We start from the raw sequence: 12,587 nt of genomic DNA, 5'->3' as shown, positions 1-12,587 counted from the left end.
TAAACTCCTTTTAGTCCCTTTGGTCAATATCTTTTTATGAATTAATTTTACATTAACCATTGCCCTTATAAATAACAATGATTATCATTATCATTTTATCACCAATCACAGGATATTCTTTATGTTTAAAAAAGCTTCTTTATGGCTGGCGCTGGGCCTAGTTGCCACACAAATCTCAACGCATGCTTTTGCACAAAATGCAATTTCTATTGGTGAAATACAAACCCTACATTCTTCTATTTTAAATGAAAATAGAGAAATTCAAATCTATTTACCACCATCTTATGAAAAATATCCAAATCAAGATTATCCTGTAATATACCTTTTAGATGGAGAAAATAACTTCCATTACTTCACTGGATTTGTACAAAAACTATCTAAAGCTCCTTATCCTTCTATGCCAGAAATGATTGTGGTTGGTATTGTGAATACAGAGCGTTCTCGTGATTTAACACCAACAATACAAAAAACTGATCCTGACTCAAAAGAAGGTAAACGTATCGAAGGCACAACAGGTGGCAACATAGCCTTTTTCCAATTTCTAGAAACAGAAGTTATGCCTGATATCGAGAAAAAATATCGTACTAATGGATTAAATATTTTTGTTGGTCACTCTTTTGGTGGCATTACAGCATTGAATCACATGCTCAATGGTACAAAAGAGATGCAAGCTTATATCGTACATGATCCAAGCATTTGGTGGGATGATGAAGTGATGCTTAAACGTTTCCAAGCAGTCAAAGGTAAAGATTTTAAAAATAAAAAACTGTTCATGACGCAAGTAGGTGACAGCGAAAACAAAGGGCATTTAACAGGTCACTATAATGGCATTCAAAAATTGGATATGTATCTACAAGAGAAACCATTCAAAAATTTAAGCTATCAATATGCGCAATATGCAGGTGAAGATCATGGATCTGTGCCATTGAAAGGTAATTTAGACGGCTTACGCTATGTATTTGATGGCATTCAAGTGAATATGAAAGCCATTCCTGAAAATCCCAATTTAGTGAAAGAGCAATATGCAAAACTCAGCCAAAATCTTGGCTTTGAGCTTCAACCAAGCGAGCCTTATTTGGAAGCTGTATTAAATTATTTAAAGCGCTCAGATGATAAAAAAGTTGCTGAACAGTTCCAAGATTACATTATCTCTATTTACCCAAAAGGTAATGTTGCAAAATCAGCAGCTGAATAATCATTCATACTAGACAAACATAATTGTTTGGATTCCATTCGCACTATATCATAGTCCATCAAATCATTGGATAATCAACAGGAATCCTTACAATGTCTAGCGAACAACCTTTACAAACGGCAGAGCCCGGTGCTTCTTGGGCCGATCTTTTTAGCAATGGTAATGCTCTTAGAACGCTTACTTTAGTAGGCGGTGTAGCCATTTATGCCATTAATATGTACATCGTTACAACTATTTTGCCCAACATCGTCAATGACATTGGTGGCTTAGAATTTTTCTCATGGAACACAACTTTATTCATTGTAACTTCTATCATTGGATCCACAATGACTGATAAATTAGTTATGAATTTAGGGCCAAAACGTGCTTATTTATTAGCATTATTGCTATTTGCAATAGGATCCATCGGCTGCGCCATCGCATTCAATATGCCATTGCTATTATTGGGGCGTGCATTCCAAGGCTTAGGTGGCGGTATTATGTTTGCACTCGGCTATACATTAATTCGCATTGTATTTGAGCAACATTTATGGACAAGAGCCACAGCCCTAGTTTCTGCAATGTGGGGATTATCCACACTATTTGGCCCAACAATTGGCGGGTTCTTTGCACAAGGTGGGCATTGGCGCTGGGCATTTTGGTCATTATTACCATTCATCACTGTTTTAGCTATTGTTGTGAATAGCCAAATCACACAAAAAATTACAAAGCAAAATAGCCAACAACCCAAAATCCCTTTCTATTCATTAGCCTTACTTATTTTATCGATAATTTTCATCTCATTATCAAGCTTAAAAGAAGAACTTACATGGACTAGCATTTGCTTAATCTTGGGATTAATTGCATTAATTTGGATGATCAAAGTAGACAAATATGCTAGCAATAAATTATTACCCACAGGTTCTTATAGCATCAGTACAACATTATGCAGAACCTATTTAGTGATGATTTTATTAATGATCGCAATGACGACTGAGATATTTGTCCCCTACTTCCTACAAATTATCCATGGTATGAAACCATTGAGCGCAGGTTATATGACAGCAATCATGGCTGCAGGCTGGACAATCTCTGCACTACCAAGTGCTGCAAAACTTGGACAAACTCGCAGAATATTGATGATGATAGGTCCTTTGATTGTCACTTGCGCCCTAATCACGTTGGCATTCACGATGTCCAATCATGGTTCAACAGAGATTTTACATTTCATCATTTATGGTTTTGCTTTGTTTGGGATTGGCTTCGGGATCGGCTTAATTTGGCCACATTTATTGAATTTAGTTTTTGTATCAGCCCCCAAAGGCGAAGAAACTTTAACTTCAGCATCCATTACAACGGTACAATTATACGCAACAGCATTAGCGGCAGCCTTTGCAGGTTTAGTTGCGAACCAAGCAGGATTAGTGAGAATCGGCGGCATAATTGGCGCACAAGTAGCATCCAACTGGCTATTTGCCCTATTCTCAATTGCGCCAGTATTGGCAATATTTTTGGTAATTAAGATTTTGAAATTGCCAATGTTTCAGGCAATTCAATAATATTTAAAAATAGCCTTGGCTAATGCGAAGGCTATCAATACTGTACTTTAATATAAACCAATGGTTTTCATAACAACTTTTAATATTTTCACGACAATATACAAAGCAACAACACCACCTGACCATAAACCCATCATCCAAAAACATTGGCATTTTAAACTACCAATTTTAGGTTGAGGCATTTCTGGATTTTGATTGATATTACTAATATATTTCTTCCTCTTGAACTTTTCCTCGAAAAACATAATAAATATATCCTGTATAAACCAATACCACGGGAATAAAGATCACGGCACCAATGAATGCAAAACTCATCGCAGAATAAGCAGACGCAGCTTGAAAAACTGTTACTTGAAATGGAACAATATAAGGCAATAAGAAAGCAATTAAACCTATAGCGCCCAATACTGTTAATAGTAAAGTATACATAAAAGGCTGCCAATGAGTTGATCCCTTATGAATCGACTTCATTAATATAAAACTAACACCTATCGCTAAAATATAAGCCATTGCAAAAATATATAGCTTCCATACATTTTCAGCAGCAAAAAGCTCAGTTCTCCACATGATAATTGTCCAAATTAAAATCATCGTTGCTAATACAAAAAACATAATCGCAATTTTTTTAGCAATTTGACGGATTTGGCTTTGTAATTGCCCTTCTGTTTTCTTAATTAACCAAGTGGATCCCAATAATGCATAAAAGATAGTTAAACTGATGCCTGTTACAATTGTAAAAGGTGATAACCAAGACATTGAATTACCGCCCATAACAAGATCCAAAGCTCCTTTTGAAACATAACCAACAGGTGCATTAACAGCCTCAGCTGCTGGTATAAAATCAAACCCTTGGATCAAAGCACCAACGATGATACCTTGAAAAAAACCTGTAAACACTGATCCTAGAAAGAAAGTTCGATTCCAAATATAGCGTTTAGATGCTTCTGCAGAGTGCCTAAACTCAAAAGAAATTCCACGAAAAATTAATGAGATTAGCAATAAAACTATCGGAATATATAATCCAGATAACACAACAGAATAGGCTATAGGAAAAATAGCAAATAAAGAAGCGCCTCCTAATATTAACCAAGTTTCATTACCATCCCATACAGGGCCGACACTATTCATAATTAATGTTCGATCCCTTTCTGTTGATACAAAGGGATACAGCATCCCAACGCCCAAATCAAATCCATCTAAAATTACATAAATTGCTACACCTAATAAAATGATGCCAGTCCATGCAATCACTAATGTATTGTATTCCATCATGTTCTCCTTATGCGTTAGATTCAATCATTGTGCTGTGCGGCCCTTGTCTTAAAATTCTGACAAGATAAGTCACACCAAATATCAAAAGAACTAAATATACAACGATAAAAAGAGCCAAAGAAATTGTTAAATCAGTTGTTGTATGAATGAATGAATAGCCCTCATCAACTCTCATCATGTGATAAACCAACCAAGGTTGTCGTCCCAACTCTGTTACAAACCATCCAGATAAAACTGCCAATAAACCAGCAGGCCCCATGACAACAGCTAAACGTAATAATCCATGATTCTGTCCGAGTGTTTTTTTACGACGCTGCCACATCCCCCAAGCCCCCTGAATCACCATCAAAAATCCTAAAGCCACCATAATTCTAAATGACCAGAAAACCAATCCAACGGGGGGGCGATTCTCTTTAGGAAATTTTTTCAAGTAATCAATGTCACCTGTCAAACTATGTGTCAATACCAAACTTGCTAAGTGAGGAATTTCAATGGAAAAGTCATTTTTTTCATTTTCTTGATCTGGAATCGCAAATAATATGAATGGTGCACCTTCTCCATCCTTTGAAGGCTCCCAATGCCCTTCAATAGCAGCCAATTTTTCTGGTTGATGCTCTTTAACATTCAAACCATGAAAATCACCTACAACTACTTGAAATATAGAAACAAAAAATAAAATAACAATCGACATACTCAACATTTTTTTAATAGCAATATTACGATTGCCTCTCAAAATATGCCATGCTGCAGTTCCACAAATGATCAAAGTTGCTGTTGTCAATGCAGCAGTAATCATGTGCAACAATCTCACAGGTAAAGATGCACTGAATAAGATTGCTAACCAATCTTTAACAATCACAGCACCATCGACAATTTCAATTGCTCCAGATTCTAAGCTAGGCGGCGTTTGCATGAAACTATTCGAAACCAAAATCCAATATGCTGAGAATGTTGTGCCTAAAGCAACCATTGCTGTTGCGAAGAAATGCATCTTAGGTCCAACACGGTTGCGACCAAACAGCATGATGCCTAAAAATCCAGCTTCTAAAAAGAATGCCGTGACAACTTCATAAACTAATAGTGGTCCTGTTACTGATCCTGAAAATTTAGAAAACTCACTCCAGTTTGTACCGAACTGAAACGCCATCACAACGCCAGTTACAACACCTATGCCAAAAACAATGGCAAAAAATTTTACCCAATAATTATAAAGATCCATATATACCGGTTTCTTGGTTTTTAACCATAAGCCTTCTAGTAGAACTAACCACATTCCAAGGCCTATTGTCATTGCAGGAAACAGGATATGAAAGGAGACCGTAAAAGCAAATTGAATCCGTGCTAATAGTAGTGCACTCATTAATAACTCCATATCTGTTAATATTTTATTTTACATATCTTAACTTTACTACACATAAATTTGCAGTAAGCAGATATTAACAAAGCTTTGTTATTTCATGTAGTGGATTACTAGTCCCCTTTTATAATTTATAACATAAGATTATTCCACATCAAATAATCAGTAATTTATAAGAATTTTTCAATCACATATCTTGACTTTTATTAATATTTGGTAGTAACCAAGTAAGTATTCCTAAAATTGGTAAGAAAGATGTGCAGACAAATACAGTTTGCAAGCTTGTTTGATCAGCAAGCCACCCCAAAAACACTGCACCAATTCCGCTCATACCAAACATTAGCCCAAAGAATATTCCCGCAATCATACCTACATTCCCGGGCACGAGTTCTTGGGCAAATACTACAATTGCTGAAAAAGCAGAGGCTAAAATTAACCCAATAAACACTGATGAAATAATTACGCCAATGAAAGGCAAATGTGGCAAAGCCAATGTAAATGGCAATGCACCAATCATAGAAAACCAGATCACTTTTCTTCTGCCAATTTTATCGCCAATGGGCCCACCAATGAATGTACCAATTGCAATGGATGCCATAAAAATAAAAACTAAAATCACAGCATTAGAACGCTCTACATGGAATTTTTCGATCAAATAAAAACTAAAGTAGTTTGTGAAATTCGACATATAAAAGTATTTCGCAAAAATCAAAACAGCTAAAATTAACAATGCCCACAATGTACGAGTTTTCCCATAGGGGAATGTCACTTCTTTGGTTTGTCCTTTCGGTTTTGCTTTTTGATGTTGGCTGCCCCAATGCCCTAAATAAGATAATAATCCCACAGCTAAAACGCCAATACCCGCAAACCAAAAAATATTTTTCTGATTCGCATATTTCACAATGATAATGCCTGCTATCAATGGTCCCAAAGATGAGCCTAAATTACCACCTACTTGAAATATGGATTGTGCTAAGCCATATCTTCCGCCCGATGCAATTCGTGTTAAACGCACAGCTTCAGGATGGAAGATTGAAGAACCAACCCCCATCATCGCTGCTGCAATCAATAAATGCGTGTAATTAGTCGCAAAGCCCAATAATATTACGCCACTTGTTGTGGCTAACATTCCAAAAGGTAATAAATATGGTTTAGGTTTACGATCTGTAAAAAAGCCAATGCCCGGTTGCAAAATTGATGCGGTCATTTGATACACCAAGCTAATTAAGCCAATCTGGGCAAATTCTAAAGCAAAATTCACTTGTAGCAATGGATAAATCGCCGTCAACATTGACTGAATTAAATCATTACTTAAATGCGCCATCCCAATCATCAATAAAATTGGAAATGCAGTTTTCATCGTACTTTGGGGCTGTATCACGACACTATCCTAAAATATTTTGGGGCATTCATTTAAGCAGATATTATATTAATTGCATACGATAAATTTTCTTGATCTTCATTTAATCTTTATCAATGATCGGGCAACGTTTACCATCAAAAAGTTGTAGCGTATAGGCAATATTTCCTGTATTAATGCGCTTGGTATCTCCATCTAAATTTGTGACACCACAATAATTTTTACCATCCTCTCTCTGAACTCGATACTTAAAGTTAGGAATTGCCTTGCCATTTTGGTCTTTTAAATTAAATTTTTCATCTAAATAAGGTAGTTTTGTTAGTTGAATCTGTTGCTCATGGATCTCTTGGCGAGTGAATTTTTGTAACTCATCCGGTAAAGTTAAGCTAAATTTACCCCAATCATAATTAACTGCTTGAGCCTGATATTGATGCGCTATTTGTATCTCTAATAAATCATTGCCTAGCCATAAAGTATAAGTTCCACCACCATTTATAGAGATCATCAAGTAATCGAATGTTTCATCCGGCAGATTTTTATAAATCTTCTGTGCAATTTTATAAGCATTCAACATTAAATGCTCTTGATAGAATTGATCATTATTTGCATCAAACCATGAAAACTTTAATTCATATAATTCATCACTGTTAATGTTCAGTTGAAAATCTTTTACGGCTTCTTTGGATTGTGCGAAATAATATGGCTCACTGTAACTATCTGTTAGGATATTAAGCTGATTCAATCCCTGATCGACAAACCAAAAATGCCCCATAAAGGGCGTTTGATCAATCAGTTCATCCAATTCTAAATAATTACCTTTGCCATCTAGATAAACAACATCTCGACTCAATCTAGGAAATGGTGATGTTTCTACCGACACTTTTTGAATATAACTGTTTGCCTGATCCATGATCAAACCTGATGCAATCGGTGGCTCAATCTTAATCTTCAATGGCATAGAAGGTATTGATTGAGGATCATTCCACTGTATGGCTTGTAATGCCATAATGTTAATATCACTAAAAGCACGGCGTTTCGGTGCTTTAAAATCTTCAGCCACCGAAAAAGATGTTAAACCCAAAATAATTAATGCTACACAAATGAGAGATTTTTTCATTATTGATCCTTATTTTGTTTTGAATTTCTTTTAGGAATCGTTACTTGTAAATTTTTAATGTCAGGATTTTGCTTTATAGCTTCTCTAATCGTTGATGGTAAGTACCTTTTTTCATCATTCAATGGTGTAAATATAGTCCGTGTTTCGGCATCCCATTGAAAAGGCTCTTGAGTAATAGGATCAATAGCTAAATCACCTTGCGCTTTCAAAAATTCAGGAATGTCTAAATCTTGAATATTATCTCTCAAAATTAAATATTTCAGATAAACCATATTGTGATAGCTACGTTGAACCCCCATAACAAGAATATAATTAAAAGTAGATAAGCTATCGCAAGCACCAATCACTACAGTATGAATGGCACCTTCACAAAATTTTTGTAGATCTAAACCCGTTTTTTGATTATAGGGATCACGCATCAACTCCTCAAAAACCTCATGTGTAAGCTGATAAAACTGATTAACTGCTTGAGTTGACGGATATTTCAACGATAGATATCCCAAAAATTCTTTTAAAAACAACTTAAGCGGTATTTTTTCAAGATGAATAGTATCAGGCAATTCTCCTTGTTCATCTTTTAGTTGTTTTTTCAATTTACTAATATCAATGGCTACTTTTGATAGTTCTTCCTTAACTTCAATGAAATCCAACATCATCAAATCCTGTAAATTACTCCACTTTAGATCTTTACCTTCAGCTGCTATTATATTTTCTGATGCTAGATATACAGGCAAATATGCATACAATCCATAATATTGCTGATCAATCCATAAACTGTTGATAAAGCTAGGTGAAATAGTGCGTCGATAGATGTCATGATTTTCAAATAATTCTATATATTTATCTGATTTCATTACACTCAAAGCATATTTACTATGCATAAGACTGGATAGATATTGATCCATTCTTTGCTGCGCTTGAATTGTAATCATCGTACCTATTAAGCCTATCAGTGTCTCAGCATTAATCATTTGATTGATATGCTTTTGCTGCATAATTAAAATATCAATACCACCATCAATATTTCCCTCAGAAATTTTAATCATGGCTTGTGCTAAGGAAAGATTATGCGCCTTCAAAAAAACTGCATAGCTTGGCAATTGCATGTATGCTGCACCATCTCTAGGTAGAGGAACAATGCCATTTCTATATTTTTTAGAAAAAATTAATTGGTATCGGTCTAATATTTTTTGATTTTTTTCAATATCCAACAATACCATCTGTTTATCACTGACAATCTGTTCAACACAATCATCATTCAAGTACTGCTCACAAGGCGTATTATAAAATTTAGCCCACCCTTCGATCCATTGTAATGTTGTATAGGTATTATCCTGCCCGATTAAATTTATAATTTCTTGCGAAAGCATAGAATCATCAGAAATATTATCGATAACAGTTTGATAATCTTTTATATAACTCTCTTTAGCTAGTTCATAATAATTGTCATCCGCATACATCGCCCCTAAAAGAGCAATGAATAAATTATCTTCTAATAATTCAATATTTAGTGGTTTGACCTCAATCAGTGCTTTAACTTCAGGCAAAAGCTCTACTTGCTCTTCTGCCACCGAAAAAGATGTTAAACCCAAAATAATTAATGCTGCACAAATGAGAGATTTTTTCATAGTTTATTTATTATTAAACAATCAATTAGAGATATTATAAAAGTTCGATTATAGCCCATTCCAATAAAATATTTTCACTTCATCACACAAAATGGCTTGCATAATAATTTTTCAGGTGTACCATCTTGGTAGTACAGTAGTAAGATAATTCAAAAATCAAAGGAAGATTATGCAACCTCAACGTTTAAAAATTGCGATCCAAAAATCCGGTCGCTTGAGTCAAGAATCAGAAGCACTGTTCAAACAATGTGGCTTAAAAATGACCATACAAAAAGATAAGCTCATTGTTCATGTGGAAAATATGCCGATTGATATTCTCCGCGTGCGTGATGATGATATCCCTGGTTTAGTGTTCGATGGTGTTGTAGATATTGGCATCATTGGACAAAACGTCTTAGAAGAAGAAAGCCTACGCCGTGAAGGTAAAATGGATAATGATTACATCACATTGAAAGAATTACCATTCGGTGGTTGCCGCTTATCTCTCGCGATTCCTAAAGAAATGCCGTATGAATCTGTGCAATCTTTAAAAGATACACGCATTGCCACATCATATCCTTATCTTTTAAAACGCTTTTTAGATAGTAAAAACGTACCATTCAAAACATCGATGCTCAATGGTTCAGTGGAAGTTGCACCGCGTGCAGGTTTATCTGATGCCATTTGTGATCTCGTTTCTACAGGTGCAACATTGGAAGCCAATGGCCTACGTGAAGTGGATGTCATTTATCGTTCTAAAGCCGTGATCATTCAATCTACCAACGAAATGAGCGACACAAAACAAGCACTCATCAATAAGTTGATGACACGTATTCAAGGTGTGACACAAGCGAGCGAATCAAAATACATCATGCTCCATGCACCTAAAGATCGTTTAGATGAAATCTGTAGCTTATTGCCAGGTGCTGAAATGCCAACCATTTTACCATTGGGTAATGATACAACGCGTGTTGCAATGCACATGGTGAGTACAGAATCTTTATTTTGGGAAACCATGGAAGCCCTAAAAGCCAAAGGCGCGAGTTCAATTTTAGTTTTACCTATAGAAAAAATGATGGAGTAACAATGCGTACCGTAGTTTGGAATGATTTATCCGCCGAAGAGCAATCTCAAGTTTTACAGCGCCCTGTTCAAATGAGCGCACAGAGCTTAGAAGATAATGTTCGTGCCATCGGCGATGCAATTAAAAAAGAAGGTGATACAGCTTTAATTCGCTTCACTGAGCAATTTGATAAAACTCTGTTAACAGATGTGGTTTTACCGCAATCAGCATTTACTGAAGCTGAGCAAAACTTATCTGATGAGTTTAAAAAAGCCATTCAAAATGCTTATAACAATATCTATAAATTTCATGAAGCACAGAAACCTTCACCTATTTCAATTGAAACGCAAAAAGGTGTGTTATGTGAAGTATTAACACGGCCAATAGAAAAAGTAGGTTTATACATTCCGGGTGGCACAGCTCCGCTCTTCTCTACTGTTTTAATGCTTGCCATTCCTGCAAAAATTGCAGGTTGCAAACGCATTGTATTGGCTTCTCCGCCAACCATTGCTAATGAAATCATATATGCAGCGAAATTGTGTGATATTGATACGATTTATACAATCGGCGGTGCACAAGCTGTGTTTGCATTGGGTTTAGGCACAGAGAAAGTTGAAAAAGTAGATAAAATTTTTGGCCCAGGTAATAGCTATGTGACAGAAGCTAAACGCCAAGTGAGCCAAATGATGAATGGTGCAGCCATTGATATGCCTGCTGGCCCTTCTGAAGTTTTAGTGATTGCAGATGATAATGCGAATCCTGACTTTGTGGCTTCTGATCTATTATCCCAAGCGGAGCACGGTACAGATTCACAAGTGATTTTAGTCACAACATCCCAAGCAATGGCGGATAAAGTGAATGTCTCTTTAGATTATTGGCTCAATCAATTATCTCGCAAAGATACAGCGATTGAATCCTTAAAGCACAGCACAACCATCATTGTGAATTCATTGGCTGAAGCTGTAAAAGTGAGCAATTTATATGCGCCAGAACACTTAATCATTCAAACAGATGATGCACGCAGTTTACTCAATGATATTCAGCATGCTGGCTCTGTATTTTTAGGTCAATATTCTGCTGAATCTATGGGGGATTATGCATCTGGCACCAATCATGTATTACCAACATATGGTTATGCAAAAACAGTATCAAGTTTGGGATTAGCAGATTTTAGTAAACGCATGACAGTTCAAGAAATTTCCAAAGATGGTTTAAAAGATTTGGGTCCTGTGGTATCTCTATTAGCAGAAAAAGAATTATTAGATGCCCACAAATTAGCAGTAGATATTAGGCTCAAAGCTATCCAAGGAGATTAAAAGATGTCGATGACAGATAAAGAAAAGCGCTCTATTCAAAACTTAGTGCCATATACAGTGGCGCCCAGAGATCAGGATCAACAAGCAATCTATTTGGATGCCAATGAAAATCCTTATCCGCGTGAATATCGCTTATCCAATAAATACTTTAACCGTTATCCTGAGCCTCAACCCAAAGTTTTGCTAGAAAGTTATGCGCAATATGCAGGTGTTCAACCTAAAAATCTTTTAGTTTCTTTAGGCGGTGATGAAGCCATTAAGCTCATCATCGAAGCATTCTGTAATGATGAAAATGCGATTTTATTTTCACCACCAACATTTGGCATGTATGCCATTGATTCTTACGTTGTGGGCTCTAAAGTTTTAGAAGCACCCTTAACAGCAGATTTTCAAGTGGACGTTCCTGCATTTTTATCAGCTGCACAAAATGCGAAAGTAGTATTCATCTGTTCGCCAAATAACCCAACTGGCAATTTAATGAATATTTCTGATATTGAAGCAGTATTGAATGGTGTAAGTGAACAAACCATCGTTGTACTCGATGAGGCTTATATTGAATTCTCTGATAGAGAAAGCTTTGCAACACGTTTGGCTGAATTCCCTAACCTAGCCATCATTCGTACATTATCCAAAGCATTTGGTGTTGCAGGGATTCGCTGTGGATTCACAATTGCCAATGCAGATTTGATTCAATCATTACAAAAAGTGATTGCGCCTTATCCAATGCCAATGCCTGTTGTGGAAATTGCTGAGCAAACATTG

Annotated in this window: 11 protein-coding genes; 5 read left to right on the top strand and 6 right to left on the bottom strand. The window is 36.0% G+C overall.

The window, feature by feature from the left end:
• Positions 1 to 121: 121 nt before the first annotated feature.
• Positions 122 to 1,195 (top strand): alpha/beta hydrolase, encoded by a 1,074-nt coding sequence (locus BZK14_RS10385; RefSeq protein ID WP_077926426.1) that lies wholly within the window; start codon positions 122 to 124, stop codon positions 1,193 to 1,195.
• Between the two features lie 92 nt (positions 1,196 to 1,287).
• A complete protein-coding gene (locus BZK14_RS10380; protein ID WP_077926425.1) occupies positions 1,288 to 2,733 on the top strand; it encodes an MFS transporter in 1,446 nt (481 codons plus the stop codon).
• 47 nt (positions 2,734 to 2,780) lie between these two features.
• Here the strand turns inward: BZK14_RS10380 and BZK14_RS13110 are convergent, their stop codons facing one another.
• The 6 genes from BZK14_RS13110 to BZK14_RS10355 form a co-directional block, all read right to left on the bottom strand.
• Positions 2,781 to 2,915 carry a DUF2474 family protein gene (locus tag BZK14_RS13110; protein WP_171973703.1) on the bottom strand — a complete coding sequence of 45 codons (135 nt, stop codon included), beginning with the start codon at positions 2,913 to 2,915 and terminating at the stop codon, positions 2,781 to 2,783.
• Positions 2,916 to 2,937: 22 nt separating this feature from the next.
• Positions 2,938 to 4,005: a cytochrome d ubiquinol oxidase subunit II gene (gene cydB, locus BZK14_RS10375; protein WP_077926424.1), complete on the bottom strand. Its 1,068-nt coding sequence runs from the start codon at positions 4,003 to 4,005 to the stop codon at positions 2,938 to 2,940.
• 7 nt (positions 4,006 to 4,012) lie between these two features.
• A complete protein-coding gene (locus tag BZK14_RS10370; RefSeq protein WP_171973702.1) occupies positions 4,013 to 5,365 on the bottom strand; it encodes a cytochrome ubiquinol oxidase subunit I in 1,353 nt (450 codons plus the stop codon).
• A gap of 184 nt (positions 5,366 to 5,549) precedes the next feature.
• Positions 5,550 to 6,743: an MFS transporter gene (locus BZK14_RS10365; protein ID WP_245831309.1), complete on the bottom strand. Its 1,194-nt coding sequence runs from the start codon at positions 6,741 to 6,743 to the stop codon at positions 5,550 to 5,552.
• An 82-nt stretch (positions 6,744 to 6,825) separates the two neighbouring features.
• A complete protein-coding gene (locus BZK14_RS10360) occupies positions 6,826 to 7,839 on the bottom strand; it encodes a hypothetical protein (protein WP_077926421.1) in 1,014 nt (337 codons plus the stop codon).
• Positions 7,839 to 9,467: a hypothetical protein gene (locus tag BZK14_RS10355; RefSeq protein ID WP_077926420.1), complete on the bottom strand. Its 1,629-nt coding sequence runs from the start codon at positions 9,465 to 9,467 to the stop codon at positions 7,839 to 7,841. The genes BZK14_RS10360 and BZK14_RS10355 overlap by 1 nt, the downstream gene beginning before the upstream one ends.
• Before the next feature lie 166 nt (positions 9,468 to 9,633).
• On the opposite strand from BZK14_RS10355, the gene hisG reads away from it, so the two are divergent.
• From hisG to BZK14_RS10340, 3 genes are all read left to right on the top strand, one after another.
• Positions 9,634 to 10,530: an ATP phosphoribosyltransferase gene (hisG, locus tag BZK14_RS10350; RefSeq protein WP_245831311.1), complete on the top strand. Its 897-nt coding sequence runs from the start codon at positions 9,634 to 9,636 to the stop codon at positions 10,528 to 10,530.
• A gap of 2 nt (positions 10,531 to 10,532) precedes the next feature.
• Complete coding sequence (gene hisD / locus BZK14_RS10345) at positions 10,533 to 11,825, top strand: histidinol dehydrogenase (protein WP_077926418.1); 1,293 nt, start codon at positions 10,533 to 10,535, stop codon at positions 11,823 to 11,825.
• A gap of 3 nt (positions 11,826 to 11,828) precedes the next feature.
• A partial coding sequence (locus tag BZK14_RS10340) for an aminotransferase class I/II-fold pyridoxal phosphate-dependent enzyme (protein ID WP_245831307.1) occupies positions 11,829 to 12,587 on the top strand: 759 nt, incomplete at its 3' end.

Origin of the sequence: Wohlfahrtiimonas larvae (assembly GCF_002006755.1) — a bacterium.
GTDB lineage: Bacteria > Pseudomonadota > Gammaproteobacteria > Cardiobacteriales > Wohlfahrtiimonadaceae > Wohlfahrtiimonas > Wohlfahrtiimonas larvae.
Note: the sequence above shows the minus strand (reverse complement) of the source record. Positions and strands in the feature narration are given on the sequence as shown.

Coding starts and splice junctions, on each gene's coding strand:
- BZK14_RS10385 (WP_077926426.1), top strand. CDS start 122: ATGTTTAAAAAAGCTTCTTTATGGCTGGCGCTGGGCCTAGTTGCCACA.
- BZK14_RS10380 (WP_077926425.1), top strand. CDS start 1,288: ATGTCTAGCGAACAACCTTTACAAACGGCAGAGCCCGGTGCTTCTTGG.
- BZK14_RS13110 (WP_171973703.1), bottom strand. CDS start 2,915: ATGCCTCAACCTAAAATTGGTAGTTTAAAATGCCAATGTTTTTGGATG.
- cydB (WP_077926424.1), bottom strand. CDS start 4,005: ATGATGGAATACAATACATTAGTGATTGCATGGACTGGCATCATTTTA.
- BZK14_RS10370 (WP_171973702.1), bottom strand. CDS start 5,365: ATGAGTGCACTACTATTAGCACGGATTCAATTTGCTTTTACGGTCTCC.
- BZK14_RS10360 (WP_077926421.1), bottom strand. CDS start 7,839: ATGAAAAAATCTCTCATTTGTGTAGCATTAATTATTTTGGGTTTAACA.
- BZK14_RS10355 (WP_077926420.1), bottom strand. CDS start 9,467: ATGAAAAAATCTCTCATTTGTGCAGCATTAATTATTTTGGGTTTAACA.
- hisD (WP_077926418.1), top strand. CDS start 10,533: ATGCGTACCGTAGTTTGGAATGATTTATCCGCCGAAGAGCAATCTCAA.